The sequence below is a fragment of the Campylobacter sp. FU_520 genome, assembly GCF_025772385.1.
Lineage (GTDB): Bacteria > Campylobacterota > Campylobacteria > Campylobacterales > Campylobacteraceae > Campylobacter_D > Campylobacter_D lari_C.
In genome coordinates, this window is the sequence record NZ_JAKMRZ010000015.1 from 14154 (window position 1) to 29744 (window position 15591).

General features: G+C 28.8%; 18 protein-coding genes. 11 read left to right on the forward strand and 7 right to left on the reverse strand.

Annotated elements, in window-relative coordinates; all coding sequences use genetic code 11:
- Positions 1 to 5 precede the first annotated feature (5 nt).
- From pyk to L8W55_RS06400, 6 genes are all read right to left on the reverse strand, one after another.
- Entirely contained in the window at positions 6 to 1457 is a 1452-nt protein-coding gene (pyk, locus tag L8W55_RS06375) for a pyruvate kinase (protein ID WP_263677888.1), read from the reverse strand.
- 12 nt (positions 1458 to 1469) lie between these two features.
- Positions 1470 to 2816: an FAD-dependent oxidoreductase gene (locus L8W55_RS06380; protein ID WP_263677889.1), complete on the reverse strand. Its 1347-nt coding sequence runs from the start codon at positions 2814 to 2816 to the stop codon at positions 1470 to 1472.
- Positions 2817 to 2925: 109 nt separating this feature from the next.
- Entirely contained in the window at positions 2926 to 3549 is a 624-nt protein-coding gene (locus tag L8W55_RS06385) for a type III pantothenate kinase (RefSeq protein WP_087700105.1), read from the reverse strand.
- Positions 3536 to 3868: a hypothetical protein gene (locus L8W55_RS06390; protein WP_263677890.1), complete on the reverse strand. Its 333-nt coding sequence runs from the start codon at positions 3866 to 3868 to the stop codon at positions 3536 to 3538. The genes L8W55_RS06385 and L8W55_RS06390 overlap by 14 nt, the downstream gene beginning before the upstream one ends.
- A gap of 1 nt (position 3869) precedes the next feature.
- Positions 3870 to 4865 carry a hypothetical protein gene (locus tag L8W55_RS06395; RefSeq protein WP_263677891.1) on the reverse strand — a complete coding sequence of 332 codons (996 nt, stop codon included), beginning with the start codon at positions 4863 to 4865 and terminating at the stop codon, positions 3870 to 3872.
- Complete coding sequence (locus L8W55_RS06400; RefSeq protein WP_263677892.1) at positions 4862 to 5407, reverse strand: hypothetical protein; 546 nt, start codon at positions 5405 to 5407, stop codon at positions 4862 to 4864. The genes L8W55_RS06395 and L8W55_RS06400 overlap by 4 nt, the downstream gene beginning before the upstream one ends.
- Before the next feature lie 150 nt (positions 5408 to 5557).
- Here L8W55_RS06400 and gatC point away from each other — a divergent pair, with 150 nt between their 5' ends.
- From gatC to L8W55_RS06440, 8 genes are read left to right on the forward strand one after another with little or no spacing between them, the layout of a single operon-like run.
- Positions 5558 to 5845: an Asp-tRNA(Asn)/Glu-tRNA(Gln) amidotransferase subunit GatC gene (gatC, locus tag L8W55_RS06405; protein WP_263662245.1), complete on the forward strand. Its 288-nt coding sequence runs from the start codon at positions 5558 to 5560 to the stop codon at positions 5843 to 5845.
- 21 nt (positions 5846 to 5866) lie between these two features.
- A complete protein-coding gene (locus L8W55_RS06410; protein ID WP_263677893.1) occupies positions 5867 to 6436 on the forward strand; it encodes a CvpA family protein in 570 nt (189 codons plus the stop codon).
- Positions 6426 to 6881 (forward strand): Fur family transcriptional regulator, encoded by a 456-nt coding sequence (locus tag L8W55_RS06415; protein ID WP_043019516.1) that lies wholly within the window; start codon positions 6426 to 6428, stop codon positions 6879 to 6881. The genes L8W55_RS06410 and L8W55_RS06415 overlap by 11 nt, the downstream gene beginning before the upstream one ends.
- 11 nt (positions 6882 to 6892) lie before the next feature.
- The gene (gene lysS, locus L8W55_RS06420; RefSeq protein ID WP_263677895.1) at positions 6893 to 8395 is read left to right on the forward strand and encodes a lysine--tRNA ligase; all 1503 of its coding nucleotides are present in this window, start codon (positions 6893 to 6895) and stop codon (positions 8393 to 8395) included.
- Positions 8396 to 9637 carry a serine hydroxymethyltransferase gene (locus L8W55_RS06425; protein WP_257397119.1) on the forward strand — a complete coding sequence of 414 codons (1242 nt, stop codon included), beginning with the start codon at positions 8396 to 8398 and terminating at the stop codon, positions 9635 to 9637.
- A complete protein-coding gene (locus L8W55_RS06430) occupies positions 9634 to 10179 on the forward strand; it encodes a DUF1882 domain-containing protein (protein WP_263675352.1) in 546 nt (181 codons plus the stop codon). The genes L8W55_RS06425 and L8W55_RS06430 overlap by 4 nt, the downstream gene beginning before the upstream one ends.
- 20 nt (positions 10180 to 10199) lie before the next feature.
- Entirely contained in the window at positions 10200 to 11006 is an 807-nt protein-coding gene (locus tag L8W55_RS06435) for an SPOR domain-containing protein (RefSeq protein WP_263677896.1), read from the forward strand.
- The gene (locus L8W55_RS06440; protein ID WP_263677897.1) at positions 11003 to 11785 is read left to right on the forward strand and encodes a shikimate dehydrogenase; all 783 of its coding nucleotides are present in this window, start codon (positions 11003 to 11005) and stop codon (positions 11783 to 11785) included. Before L8W55_RS06435 ends, L8W55_RS06440 begins: the two co-directional genes overlap by 4 nt.
- Here L8W55_RS06440 and dnaJ read toward each other — a convergent pair.
- Complete coding sequence (dnaJ, locus tag L8W55_RS06445) at positions 11782 to 12903, reverse strand: molecular chaperone DnaJ (RefSeq protein WP_263677898.1); 1122 nt, start codon at positions 12901 to 12903, stop codon at positions 11782 to 11784. The genes L8W55_RS06440 and dnaJ overlap by 4 nt on opposite strands.
- Positions 12904 to 13016: 113 nt before the next feature.
- Here dnaJ and L8W55_RS06450 point away from each other — a divergent pair, with 113 nt between their 5' ends.
- From L8W55_RS06450 to recR, 3 genes are read left to right on the forward strand one after another with little or no spacing between them, the layout of a single operon-like run.
- A complete protein-coding gene (locus tag L8W55_RS06450; RefSeq protein ID WP_039617824.1) occupies positions 13017 to 13688 on the forward strand; it encodes a response regulator transcription factor in 672 nt (223 codons plus the stop codon).
- Positions 13685 to 14917 carry an ArsS family sensor histidine kinase gene (locus L8W55_RS06455; RefSeq protein WP_263677899.1) on the forward strand — a complete coding sequence of 411 codons (1233 nt, stop codon included), beginning with the start codon at positions 13685 to 13687 and terminating at the stop codon, positions 14915 to 14917. The genes L8W55_RS06450 and L8W55_RS06455 overlap by 4 nt, the downstream gene beginning before the upstream one ends.
- A complete protein-coding gene (recR, locus tag L8W55_RS06460) occupies positions 14917 to 15492 on the forward strand; it encodes a recombination mediator RecR (protein ID WP_263677903.1) in 576 nt (191 codons plus the stop codon). Before L8W55_RS06455 ends, recR begins: the two co-directional genes overlap by 1 nt.
- Positions 15493 to 15591: the final 99 nt, after the last annotated feature.

Below are 15591 nucleotides of genomic sequence, written 5' to 3' on the forward strand. Positions count from 1 at the left end.
TTGGGTTATTTTCCCAAACTTAAATAATATTCAATTTGATCTTTTTGTAAAATTCTAATTAAATTTGTACTTCCTGCAACACCTACTGGAAATCCTGCAGTAAGAGTGTAAACCCCATCTTTTTTCATAAGGCCTTTTTCAACTCCAAGTTTTACAGAATTGCTTAAAAGTTCTGTTAAATTTTCATGCTTTTCTATCAATATAGCAGGTTGAACTCCCCAAACTATACTTAAAAAATTTAAAGCTTTTTTAGAATGAGTAATAGCTATGATATCCATTTTTGGACGATATCTTGCTGTTTTAACTGCAGAAGCACCACTGCTTGTAATGGTAAAAATTGCATTTGCATTTAAATCAGTTGCTAGTTGTGTGCTTGATTTAGCAATGATATCGGTTTCATTGAAACATTTAAAGCTTTCAAATTTTTCATAAGGATAGTTTTTTTCTGTTTCTATAATGGTTTGAGTCATAATATCAACCGCATTTGCTGGATCAATCCCCACTGCACTTTCTTCGCTAAGCATAACTGCGTCAGTGCCATCAAGCACGGCATTAGCAACATCTGAAATTTCAGCTCTTGTGGCAGTTTTGGATTTTGCAAGAGAAAAAAGCATTTGAGTAGCAGTGATGACAGGTTTATTAGCCTCGTTAGCTTTTTTAATGATGAGTTTTTGTATATTTGGCACCCTATAATAAGGCACTTCAATGCCTAAATCTCCTCTTGCAACCATTATACCATCGCTACAATTTATGATTTCATCAATATTTTCAACAGCATCAAATTTTTCTATTTTTGCAAAAATAGCAATTTTGGCATTATTTTCATCAAGTATTTTTTTAACTTCATCAATATCATGAGCATTTTGCACAAAAGAGATGGCTAAAAAATCAACATCATTCTTAATACCCCACGCAAGATCGTCTTTGTCTTTTTGGGTGATAACATCGATATTGATTTTTGTATTTGGAAAATTAATTCCCTTGTTTGAGCTAAGCACCCCGCTATTTTCTACTTGGGTTTGGATAAAATCTTTTTCAACTTGCACTACTTTGGTTTTGATGGAACCATCGCAAAGATAGATGTATTCTCCTACCTTTAGCATTGAAAGAATTTCAGGGTGATTAATACAGACTTTATAATGTTCATTAGAAAGTTTTTCTCCTTCAAAAGTATCTTTGTAAAAGTCTAGTCTATCTCCATTTTTTAGCTCAAAAGCTTCTGGAATTTTTAAGGTTCTAATTTTTGGTCCACTAATGTCTTGTAAAATTCCAATTCTTGCATTAAGTTCAGCTGCTACTTTTCTAATAGTAGCTAGATTTTGACTATGATACTCATGGGTTCCATGTGAAAAGTTTAAACGAAAAACATTTACTCCATTAATAATCATTTGTCTTATTGTAGCTTCATTTTCGCTTGCTGGTCCGATCGTTGCAACTATTTTTGTTTTTTTTAACATTTCTTATCCTTTTTATAGTAGTTCGCTAGTAAATAAATCCTCATTAAAATTAGCACCCAAGTATTGACAAATAAGTTTTGCATCTCTATAACCATTGCCAAGACAGCTTGTAGCACCTGGACTTGGTGTCATATTGAAAATTATACCTGGAATTTCAGTGATACTTGCCTCGCCAAGCATTAATTCTCCTGCTTTTTTATCAAGCACTTGAGGGCGTACCCCGCCAAAGTTTTTGGCATAGTAAATATCATCTGTTTTTAAACTAGGAACTATTTTTTTGGCATCTTTTACAAAAAGTCTTTTGTTAATATAAGGAATTTCAAACAAATAATTATAAAGAATATAATTTCTAATAGTAGAATCTTTAAAAAGATTAAAACAAATTTTAACTACATTCATATCTAAATTTAATGTTTTGAAAAATTCAGGTAGCGATTTAAAACCATGATATCTTTCTAACATAGGAATAACTAAAGCAGTAGGGCCAAAGCGTGTATTCATATTGGCTAATAAATCAGGATCACCATGTAGCGCAGCAAATGGGAGTTTTGGATTTTGCACCATATAAACTTTACCATTTAAAATTTTTCTTTTTGCCATGTAAAAACTTCCTGCAACAGGAAAGCAAGATTTATCTAATCCTATACCCATTTTATGTGCTAAAAATAAAGAATGTGCTCCCGTATTTACTATAATTGATTTTGCACTATATTCTTTAAAATCTCTTGTTTTTATATAAAAAATATCATCTTTTTTTTCTATAAAAACAACTTCTTGATTATAAGCTACATGGGTATTTTTACCTTGTTTGCAAGCTTGTTCTATAAGATTTTGGCTCATTAATCCAAAATCCACTGTGGTATAAATTTCACCTTCTTCTACGCCCATAGCGACTATATTATCTGCTCTATCATTGATGCCATCTTCACCTAATACAACATTAGGTTCTATTTGCTTAATATCATTTTTAGTGTAAAATTTAATATAAGGATATAATTCTTTAAATTCTTCATATCTATTTTTCATATACTCGCATTCTTTGTCTCCAACTGCAAGTGCAAGTTTTTGGTGTGAGTGCATAAATTTATTTTGTGCATTTTGCAAAAGACCGTATTTAACAATCATATCTGCAGTTTTTTTAACTTTTTTTGCTTTTTCTAAGGTATAGTTTGTTTCTATATCGCCACAGTGGATAGTTTGTGAATTGCTTGTGCTATGACTATTTAAAGTTGCGGCATTATTATATTTTTCTAATAAAGCAATATTTTGAATATTTGTATATCTAGCTAGCTCATAAAATGCCGCAGCACCAGAAATCCCACCGCCAATTACTACGGTATCAAAATGTTTTTGATCCATTGTTATCAATTCCTTTTGTATATTTACTTTTGCTAATGATATCAAAATATAGTTGTTTTGAGTTTAAATAAAGCTTATAATTTTAAGAGTGGGGGCGTAGAAATAAATTTTAAAGTATAAAATTTTCACAAACAGCTTTTTTCATGCCTCTAAAAATTAAAAATTTATCATAAATAGCATAATCAAAAAAATTTGCAAGAAATTGTCCATCACCGCCGGTAAAATATAATTTTTTACCATATGCACTATCTTTTATGAGTAAATATATGCTTTTAAATACACCATAACTTAAAGCATCAACAGTTCTTTGGGGAAAAGCATCAAAATTTATTTGGGTGTTTAATTCATATTTTAAACGTGATGAAATATTAGAAAAAGATTTTTTGTAACTTTCAATACCAGGAAGAATAAATCCACCAAGATGAATAGAATTAGAGATAATATCTACAGTGATTGCAGAGCCTGCATCAACTACAACACCATCTTCTATAGTATAGCAAGCTGCTATTCTATCGACCCCTAAATTATCATAAATAGTATCAAAGTTAAAATATGGAGCAAGATTGATAAATAAGGGATTTTGTTTCAATCTTTGCTCTAAATTTGGATTAACATTGATATAAAATACTTTCTGTGTTGGCTCATATTGTAAAAATTGTTCTATACTCATAGAATGAAATTTTTGCTCGTTTAAAAAACTTGCGGTTGTATTGCCAATATCACATAAAAGCATAACTTTTAATTCCTTTGGTAGTTAAATATTCTTTTGCTTTTGAACAAATTAAAGCTTGATGAAAAATAAAATAATTTTGAAAATTTAAGTTTAGAGTTTGGTTTATATTTTGAAAAATACTTTCAAATTCTAGACATTCTTTTGTTAAAATTTTACTTTTCGCAAAAGAAAATAAAATTAAGCAGTATTGCTTACTTGTATTTTCTCCATAAATACAAGTTATTTTTTTCTTTTTGCTAAAAACATGAATATCTAAAGACTTAGTGTTTTTTAAAATAATTCCATGTTTTATAAGAATATCACTAAGTTCTTGATTCATTTTAGTTTAATTGTAAAAATTTGTTTTGAAAGAAAAATTTACCATTTGCCATAAAACTTTTTTTATCAACAGCTTCACTTAGTTTATATACTGTATAATCTTTCAAATTTGTATTTAGCTTGATCAAATAACCTGTTTTTTCAAAAATATATAAAGAGTTGTTGTATAAGGTGCTTTTGGAAAATAGAGCAAATTGAAATTTTATTTCATCGATTTTTCTAAGATTATAGTCATTTTTAAGAATTCTTCCATCTTTTGTAAGTATGAAAATTTCATTATCATTGATATTTACTTCTTTAATATTTTCATTTAGGTATAAAGTTCTATTTGGAGTAACAACGATGATTTTTTGTGCTGTTGCGGCAACCATTGTATCATTTTTTACATGAAGGTAGATGATATTGTTAAAAAATTCTTCACTACTTACTAAAATTTCTTTACTAACTTTTAATGTGCTTTTATTAAGTATGGCTAATTTTCCATTAAGCATAGGATATATGATAATAGTATTTAAAAAATAAGGATTAGCATAACGACTATCTTGAGCATAAGCTGTACCAAGATTTTGAAGCATTTTAATACCAAGATTTTTATTTGCATATACTAAGGTATTGCTAGCTAAAACCAAAGCTATATCATCTCCATCTATACTTGCGCTTACCACGCTTTCATTAAATTTATGAGAAAACAATTCCTCGCCTTGCAAATTTAAAATCTTAAAATTTCCATTATCATCGCCAATAAGAACTTCTTCTTGTTGCATATTTAAAATATGATAATTTTTATCTAGTTTAAAATTAATAATATTCCCCATGGAGTCTATAAAGGAATTGCTATTTAATTGTGCTATATTGTTATTGAAATTGATAATCTTACCATTAATATTATGTGAGCTATAAGGAAGTTGTTCTGTTTGTGTTGGTTGATAATACTCCCTTTTTGTGCCACAAGCGCTAAAAAATATTAAAGTTATAATAAATAAATAAAAGTGTTTCATTTTATTCCTTGATAATGTTTTAAGCTTGTAATAATCTGCCATAAAGGAGAATTTATAGGTATTTTATTAAATTCTATATCTGCATTTTTAAAATCATTTTGTTTTAGAAATTCAAAACCTGCTAGTAGGGTATTATAATCTTTTAAAAATTCTGACTTTTGATTATTTTGAGCAAGTACTATTTGTTTTAACAAAGGATCTATATTAAGATTTAAAGTTTGATTAAGATCTTGATTGTTTTGCTCCATGATGAATATGGTATATAAATTTGCATTTTTTTGTTTTAATTCTTCGAGTAATTTTTGATCTGAAGGATTTTTTAATAAATTATTAAAAATTATATTACTTTCTTGAATATTACTTTCTTGTTTTAGATTATAAAAATAACTTCCACCAAAATATGCAATTAAAAGTACAATAATTGCAATGAAATAGTATTTGTATTTTTTTATAAAGCGCTCAGATTTGATAAAATTTTCCATCATTTGCTCTTGAGAGCTTAATTCTTCTCGGACTGCTTTTAAGTTTTCTTTTAAAGCCATATTTTCCCTTTTTTAGCAAGAATAAACATTATTTATTGTTTTAAGTCTATAATTGTAACATATAAAAATGAAAAAATAAATGATTTTATGTTATAATTTTTAATCTAAAAAAAGAGTTTTCTTGGATATAAATTAAAATTAAGGTAAATCATGCAAATTGATGATAAATTATTGACTAAACTTGAAAAGCTAAGTGCTTTAAAAATTGCTGATGAGAAAAGACAAGAATTAGAAGAACAATTAAGTCAAATTGTTAATTTTGTAGAAAAATTAGATGAATTAAAACTTGATGATGTGGAGGCTATGACAAGTACCACAAAAGGTGGAACGCCATTTAGACTAGATGAAAGTAGAAAATCTGAAGTATTTGATGTAATTAGCAAGCATGCTCCAAATTCTCAAGATGGATTTTTTATAGTCCCTAAAATAATTGAATAAAATATTTGGAGTTTAGCGTAGATGGAAAATTTTTCGTGGTTTGATGTATTTGTTTTGGGCTTAACTGTGATTTTGGGCTTAAAAGGCTTGGTAAGTGGTTTATTTAAAGAAATTTTTGGTTTGCTGGGTATAGTTGGTGGGGTTTTATTTGCTTCAAGATATGCTAAAGAAGTAGCAGAAATTATTAATAATAATTTTTATGCAATTGAAAATGAAAATCTTGCAATTTTTGCGGGATTTTTAGTTTTATTGATCGTGATATGGATAGCTTGTATGGCTTTGGGAAATATACTATCAAAAATGTTTAGTATGAGTGGTCTTGGTTTTATAGATCGTATTGGTGGATTTTTGTTTGGTAGTGCTAAAATATTTTTGATTTTTGCTATTTTGGTAGCTTGTGTTAATAATATAGAATTTTTAAATTCAAGCTTGGAAAAATATGCTAAAAATAGCTATACATTAGAATTACTTAGACAAACAGGTGATTTTATAATGAATACGGATTTTACTCAAAATGGTTTAGATAAAATACAAGAACAAATTATAGATTCTAATTTAAGTCTAAATTCGGAGGTAAATAATGCAAATTGAAAATATAGAATATGATGTTTTACTTGAGCGTTTTAAAAAAACACTTAAAGATAATGGTCTAAAATATACTAAACAAAGAGAAGTGCTTTTAAAAACCTTATATAATAGTGATATGCATTATACTCCAGAAAGTTTATATGTGGAAATTAAGCAAAAAAATCCTGAGCTAAATGTAGGTATTGCGACAGTTTATAGAACTTTAAATTTATTAGAAGAATCAGGTATGGCTACTTCTATATCTTTTGGTGCTTCAGGAAAGAAATTTGAACTTGCAAATAAGCCTCATCATGATCATCTGATTTGTAAAAGTTGTGGAGAGATTGTGGAATTTGAAAATTCTATTATTGAACAACAACAAATGTTAATAGCAAAAGAATATAATTTTAAATTAACAGGACATTTAATGCAGCTTTATGGCTTATGTCCACAATGTAGTAAAAAATAAAGGTATATTTAATGTTTGATAATATTTTAGAACAACAAAAAATTCAAAAAGCACAAGAATTAAAAGAACTAGGAATCAACCCTTATCCACATTTTTTAAAAAAAGAAATGAGCATAAATGAATATAAAAGTAAATTTGCTTACATTAAAGATATGGAAAATCAGCGCGATGAAAATGCTCATGGGGTGTTAGCAGGAAGATTAAAGCTTCTTAGGATAGCTGGTAAATCAGTATTTGCTAATATAGAAGATGAGCAAGATAATTTACAAATTTATTTTAATCAAAATATTTTAGGGGAAGAATACTTTGCTATTTTAAAAAAATATCTTGAAGTAGGAGATATTGTTTTGGCTAAAGGTTTTCCTTTTATGACTAAAACAGGAGAATTTAGTCTTCATGTGGAGCAAATTCAAATAGCTACAAAAGCCATAGTGCCTTTACCGGAAAAATATCATGGGCTTACTGACATCGAGCAAAGATATAGAAAAAGATACCTTGATATGATTATGAATAGTGAAGTGAGAAAAGATTTTATTTTACGTTCTAAAATTGTTTCTTATATTAGATCTTTTTTTGACAATAAAGGATTTTTGGAAGTTGAAACACCAATGATGCATCCTATTGCAGGAGGAGCAAATGCAAAGCCTTTTGTGACTTATCACAATGCTTTGGGTGTGGAAAGATTTTTAAGAATAGCTCCAGAATTATATCTAAAACGTTTGATTGTAGGTGGTTTTGAGGCAGTTTATGAGATTAATAGATGTTTTAGAAATGAAGGGATGGATTTAACGCACAATCCTGAATTTACTACAATTGAGTTTTATTGGGCTTATCATAATTATCATGATTTGATGGATTTAACAGAAGAGCTTTTTGCTATGCTTTTGGATAAATTAAAATTAGACAAAAAACTTGAATTTGATGAAAAAATAATTGATTTTTCTAAGCCATTTGAAAGAATTACTTATAAAGATGCGTTAAAAAAATATGGTGGTTTAGATGATGAGCTTATTAATAATAAAGAATTAATCTTAGAAAAGCTAAAAAAAGATGGCTTTGAAGCCAATGAAAAATTAGAATTAGGTCATTTACAAGCTGAACTTTTTGATAATTATGTTGAAGATAAACTAATTGATCCTACTTTCGTGATAGATTTTCCTATTTCCATAAGTCCTTTATCTAGAAGAAGTGATAAAGATGCAGATATTGCTGAAAGATTTGAGTTGTTTATCGCAGGTAGAGAGATTGCAAATGGATTTAATGAGCTTAATGATCCGCTAGATCAATATGAGAGATTTTTAAAACAAATTGAAGCTAAGAATGCAGGCGATGAAGAAGCATGTGAGATGGATGAGGATTTTGTTAATGCACTAGGCTATGCTATGGCACCAACTGCGGGGCAAGGCATTGGAATAGATAGATTAGTTATGCTTTTAATTAATAAAAAATCAATTCGTGATGTAGTACTTTTCCCAGCCATGAGACCACTTAAAAATGAGATAAAAGGAGAGTAAATGTTGGAAAATTTTGATAAAGAAATTTTTGATTTAACCCAAAAAGAGTTAGCAAGACAATGCGATGGTCTTGAAATGATAGCAAGTGAAAATTTTACCATACCAGAAGTTATGGAGGTAATGGGTAGCATTTTAACAAACAAATATGCAGAAGGCTATCCTGGTAAAAGATATTATGGTGGATGTGAATTTGTAGATGAGATTGAGACGATTGCTATAGAAAGATGTAAAAAACTTTTTAATTGTAATTTTGCCAATGTACAACCTAGTTCAGGTTCACAAGCAAATCAAGGTGTGTATATGGCATTATTAAATCCTGGTGATAGAATTTTGGGTATGGATTTAAGCCATGGAGGACACTTAACTCATGGTTCTAAAGTAAGTTCTTCTGGAAAAGTTTATGAAAGCTTTTTTTATGGAGTTGAGCTTGATGGAAGAATTAATTATGATAAAGTTAGAGAGATAGCAAAAGAAGTTAAGCCAAAACTTATTGTTTGTGGTGCTAGTGCTTATCCTAGAGTGATTGATTTTGCTAAATTTAGAGAAATAGCAGATGAGGTTGGCGCATACTTATTTGCTGATATTGCGCATATTGCAGGTTTGGTTGTAGCAGGTGAACATCCTAGTCCATTCCCTTATGCTCATGTTGTAAGTTCTACTACACATAAAACTTTAAGAGGTCCAAGAGGCGGGATTATTATGTGTAATGATGAAGAAATTGCCAAAAAAATCAATTCCGCAATTTTCCCAGGTATTCAAGGTGGTCCATTAATGCATGTAATTGCTGCTAAGGCAGTTGGATTTAAATATAATTTGAGTGATGAGTGGAAAATTTATGCTAAGCAAATCATTAAAAATACCGCTACTTTGGCACAAGTTTTAATAGATAGAAAATATGATTTAGTCAGTGGTGGTACTGATAATCATTTGATTTTATTAAGCTTTTTAAATAAAGAATTTAGTGGTAAAGATGCGGATTTAGCACTAGAAAGAGCAGGTATTACAGCTAATAAAAATACTGTTCCAGGTGAAACTAGAAGCCCCTTTGTAACGAGTGGTTTAAGACTTGGAACAGCAGCTTTAACAGCTAGAGGTTTTAAAGAAGAGCAAATTACTATTGTTGCAAATTATATAGCTGATATTTTAGATGATATACAAAATACTAAACTACAAGAGGAAATCAAGGTTAAACTAAAGGATTTAGCAAGTAATTTTATTATTTATGAAAGGGCTTTATTTTGATTACAACAATGGATTTAGCTTTAATTAAAATGGTTACAAGCCATTATTATATAAAGCGTGATACTATAGTGAATAAATATGAATACAAGGGTAGGATTTTCTTTGATAAATTTGAGAAAATCAATGCTCCATTAACTGCTAGTGTTATACAAGAGCATATGGAAAAAAAGATAATCGTGGCGCATTCTTTGATTAATAGTTTTGATAAGGTTGAAAATATTGTATTTGATTATAATGGTTTCAATGCGGAGCGTTTTTGGCATAGAGCGCAACTTGTTTTAAGAGAAGAGGGTTTTATTAATTTTACCGCTTATAGAACAAGAACTAATAATCACTTGCATTTATATATCCATAAAGGACATACAACCTTTAACGAGGCTTGCTCTTTGGGCTCAAAATTATCTTTACTTTTTTCTCAAAAGATGCCAGTAGAGTGGAAGGTTTTTCCTAGTATGGATATACCTAGAGAATTTAATATATTAACCCTGCCTTATGAAGTTTATCAAAAAGAACGTGGTGCCTCTTGGTCTAAACACATGTAATTTCTTGAAAGGATGAAAAAATGGAAGAAAATAACAAAAATGAATTTGATGATATTATTTTGCAAAAAAACAATAAAAGCGAAAAGCTTAAAAAAATTTTGCTTAGATCAATTATTTTAATCATTGTATTTTTAGTTGTTATGATAGCAATGAAATTAATCAATGATCCAGGTGAAGAAAAAACATTACAAATGCCATCAGAGCCGCAAGAGCAAGCTACTTATGAAAATAACTTTAATTCTTTACCTATTACAGATAGTACTAAAGAAGAAGATGAATTTGAAGCTTTAGCTAGAAAATTAAAAGAAGAAAGCTCTTTGAATGATACAAATACTACTATAGAGGAAAAGCAAGAAGTTCCAAGTAATAGTGTGTTAGATCAAATTGCTACAGTAGAATCAAAAGAAGAGCCTGCTAAGGTGGAAGAAAAACAAGAAGAGATTAAGCCTGTAGAAAAATCCATAGAAAAACCAATTCAAAAACCTTCTGAAAAACCAAAAAATAATGTAGTTGAAAAACCAAAAGTTCCAGAGCAAAGCAATACAAATGAATTGTTTGAGAGCATAAAAACTCCAAGTGTTCAAACGCAACTTCCTGCAGGTGCTTATATTCAGGTTTTTTCTTTAAATAGTTTAGACCCTAAATCAAAAGAATTAAATATACTTAAAGAAAATGGATATGATTATAAAATTTACAAAACAACAGTAAATGGCAAAGAATTAACAAAAGTTTTAGTTGGGCCTTATAAAGAAAGTGAATTAAAGGCTGAATTAGAAAAAGTACGTTCTAAAATAGCAAAAGGTGCTTTTACATTTAGAGTAAAATGAAAACTTTTGCAGTTATAGGCGATCCTATTATGCATTCTAAATCTCCAAGAATGCATAATAATGCCTTGCAAGCTCTCAAAAAAGATGCAGCTTATACAAGATATCATCTAAAAGATAAAACAAAATTAAAAGAAATTGTTCAAAAATTAGATGGTGCTAATATCACCATACCTTTTAAAGAAGTAGCTTGTGAAATAGCTGATTTTAAAGATGAAAGTGTTATGCATATAGGTTCTGCTAATACTTTGTTAAATAAAAATAACAAAATTTATGCTTATAATACAGATTATCTAGGATTTTTAAAAGCGATTGAAGATTTTACTCTTATCAAAAATGCTTTGATTTTGGGTGCTGGGGGTACGGCTAAAGCTTTAGCTTATGCTTTAAGATCTAGAAATATTGAAGTTACAATAACAAATCGCTCTAGTGCTAGATTTGTAAATTTAACCGATTATCCATGTTTTTTATATGCCCAACTTGATTTAAGTAAGAAATTTGATTTGATTATTAATACAACTAGCGTAGGTTTAAATGATGAAAAATTACCTTGTCAAGAAGAGATTTTAAAAGGTTTTTTTCAACAAGCCAAATATGCTTTTGATGTGATTTATGGCAAAAATACACCTTTTTTAAAATTAGCAAGAGAAAATGGCTTGACAATAAAAGATGGCGTACAAATGCTTTTATGGCAAGGTGTTTTTGCTTTTGAGTTATTTTTAGAGTGTCAAAAAACAGAAGAAATTTATAAAGCCATGGAGATGGCTTTAAAACTTCCTTAGTGACTAAACCAAGATTTAATTTTATCAAACAAGCTTTCTTGTTCTATAAAAGCTTCTTCATCTGCTAAACCAAAGCTTTTTTCAAGTTGTAATAGTAGATTTTTTTGTTCGTCAGTAAGTGTTTTTGGAAACTTTATTTCAATTTGTACAATATGCGAGCCTAATTTTCCATTATGAATATTTTTAACACCTTCGTTAGCTAATTCAAATTTTTGTTTATCTTTTGCACCTACTGGAAGCTTAAGATCAGCCTCTCCTCTTATGGTAGAAACTTTAATAGTCTTTCCTAGAGCAGCTTGGGTAAAAAATACAGGTACTATGGTATAGATATCATCATCATGTCTGATAAATTTATCATCATCTTCTACGATGATTTTGATATACAAATCACCTCTTTGAGAAGAATTTGGAAGCTCATTGGCTTTGTTTTGCACTCTAAGGCTCATGCCGCTATCTATACCCTCTGGTATATCAAGCTCTATACGATCTTTAATTTCTTCATAACCATTACCATGGCATGTTTTACATTTATCTTTGATAATCTGACCGCTACCTTTACAATGATCACAAGTTTGCACAAAGGTCATAAAACCTTGTCTAACACCAACTTGTCCTTTTCCTCCACAATGAGGACAAGTATCTAATTTTCCATTTTCTGAGCCACTTCCTTTGCAGGACTTACAAAAGCTTTTATAGGTAAAATCGATTGTTTTTTTGCAACCAAAAACAGCTTCTTTAAAGCTAATTTTCGTCGCTATTTTTAAATCATGAGGATATTTATTTCCTTTTTCCTTTTTGCGTGCTGAGCTGCCAAAACCAAAATTATCTCCAAAAAAGCTTGAAAATATATCTCCTAAATCAACATCACCAAAGCCATTAAATCCGCCTGTTTGTCCTTTAAGCCCTTCTTTTCCATATCTATCATATATGCTTCTTTTTTCATCATTGCTAAGAACTTCATAAGCTTCGTTGACAAGTTTAAATTTTTCTTCAGCTTCTTTATCTCCTTGGTTTCTATCAGGATGATATTTTAATGCCATTTTTCTATAAGCTTTTTTTATGGTTTCTTTGTCTGATGTTTGAGAAATTTCTAGTATTTCATAATAGTTAAGTTCCACTTTTTTCCTCTCTTGAAAAATTAATATTGTAATTTTAGCAAAAAAATAAATGAATAGTTAAATTATGTGTTATAATATTAAGTTTGTAACATATTTTCACTAAAGGGGTAGAGATGATTAATGTTTTAATGATCGAAGATGATCCAGATTTTGCAGAGTTTTTGGCAGAATATTTGGCCCAGTTTAATATAAAAGTTACTAATTATGAAGATCCGTATTTAGGAATGAGTGCTGGTATAAAAAACTATGATTGTTTAATTCTTGATTTAACTTTACCTGGACTTGATGGTCTTGAAGTTTGTCGTGAAATAAGGGAAAAATATAGTATTCCTATTATTATTTCTTCAGCTAGAAGTGATTTGAGTGATAAAATTGTAGGACTTCAAATAGGTGCGGATGATTATCTACCAAAACCTTATGATCCAAAAGAAATGCATGCAAGAATTATGAGTTTGATTCGTCGTTCAAAACGCGTAAATGAAACTCCTGAGAAAATCATCAATTCAGCATTTAAAATTGATGAAAAAAGACATGAGATTAGTTACAATGATGAAGTTTTAGTTTTAACACCTGCTGAGTATGAAATTTTAAGTTATATGATAAGACAACATGGATTTTCAGTTAGCAGAGAACAACTTGTATATCACTGTAAGAGTTTAAAAGATAAAGATTCTAAGAGTTTAGATGTAATTATTGGTAGGCTTAGAACTAAGATTGGCGATAGTTCAAAAGCACCAAAACACATTTTCTCAGTTAGAGGAATAGGATATAAATTAATAGGATGAAAGTAACTATTAATCTTAAGATTACAGTCCTTTTTGCAACGGCTTTTTTATTTGTTTGTGCCTTGTTTGTACTTTTAGGTAAGGTTCAGATAGATTCTTATTTAACTAATGAGCAAAGCAGACAAAAAGAAATTGTAGAAAAAATAATATATAATTTAGAAAGAAAAGAAGGTTTTTCAATACATGACTATCTTCTTTCTAAATCTTTTAAATTAGTTGAAAATGAGCGTAATATAAAACATATTGTTGCCAAAGGTGAAAAAGTACTTAGGGTTAATTCCTTATATGGAAGCTTTTCTTCTATTATTTATCATAACCAAATTTTTTTCTATGTAGAGCAGCTTAACACAAAACATCTTTATGAGTTAAACGCTTCTGCACGTCTTGAGTATTTGTTTTTATTGAGTTTCTTTTTTAGCTTGATTTTGATTATATTTTTATATTTTTCAGTATTAAGATCTTTAATGCCTTTAAAAATTCTAAAAAAGAAAATTAAAAATATTAGCGCAGGTAAAATTGAACCTTTATCTGAATATTCTCAGATCAATGATGAAATTTCTGAAATTTCTTTTGAATTTGATCATGCTATCAATAAAATTCAAGAGCTTGTAAAATCAAGACAATTTTTCTTAAGAATGATTATGCATGAGCTTAAAACACCTATTGGAAAAGGTAGAATAGTTTGCGAAATGCTAGATAATCAAAAGCAAAAAGATCGTTTGGTGGCGATTTTTGAAAGACTTGAATTATTAATAGATGAATTTGGAAAAATTGAAAAAGTTTTATCAAGAAATTGTCAGCTTAATTTGCAAACTTATCATTTGAGTTTGATTTTAGAGCAAGCTGAAGATTATTTAATGAGAGATGATTTTTATCAAAAAGTAAAGATTACTTATAAAGAGGATACTATGATAGTTGCTGATCTAGAACTCTTTTCTTTAATGCTTAAAAATTTAATTGATAATGCTATTAAATACTCAGTTGATAAAGCTTGCGAGATTATATGCTCTGGAGATTATATTATTGTTAGAAATAAGGGAATTCAACTTAAAAAAACTTTTGATTATTATTTAAAACCTTTTGTAAGAGAGCATAATACCCAAGTAGAAGGAATGGGACTAGGACTTTATATTATTAATAATATTTGCAATCTTCATGGTTATAATCTAACCTACAGTTATGAAGATGGTTATCATACTTTTAAAATTGTTTTTTCAAGGTTGAAATAATTTTGAAGGGCTTAGAAAAATTTAATGAGTTAGTAGCTGCTTTTTCTGCATTGCCTACCATAGGAAAGAAATCTGCTTTAAGGCTTGCTTATCATGTTTGTATAAAAGATCCTTTGTTGGGTTCTAAACTTGCTTATCATATTGAAGAATCAATTAGAATGATAAAAAAATGCACACAATGTGGTGCTTTAAGTGAAAATGAATTATGTGAAGTTTGTTCTAATATAGAAAGAAATCATAATATTATCTGTATAGTTCAAGATTCTAAAGATGTTTTGGTTTTAGAAGATAGCAGAAGTTATGATGGGCTTTATTTTGTACTTGATGATACAAGTGAGGAAAATATTGCAAAATTAAGAAGTATGATTGAGTATAATAAAACTACAGAAATATTTTTTGCTTTTACGCAAGGCTTAAATTCTGATGCTATTATTTTTTTTATAGAAGAAAAATTAAAAGATTTAAATTTGAGTTTTTCTCAAATAGCTCAAGGTATTCCAAGTGGTGTGAGTTTGGAAAATGTTGATTTTATATCTTTGCATAAAGCTATAAATCATAGAACTAAGCTTGATTAATATATTTTTTTAATAATGCCAACCATTCATTTTTGTTAATATCATTTAAGATTATATTGGCAAAATCACAGTTTTTAACCCTATCTTTGGAAAAAAGTA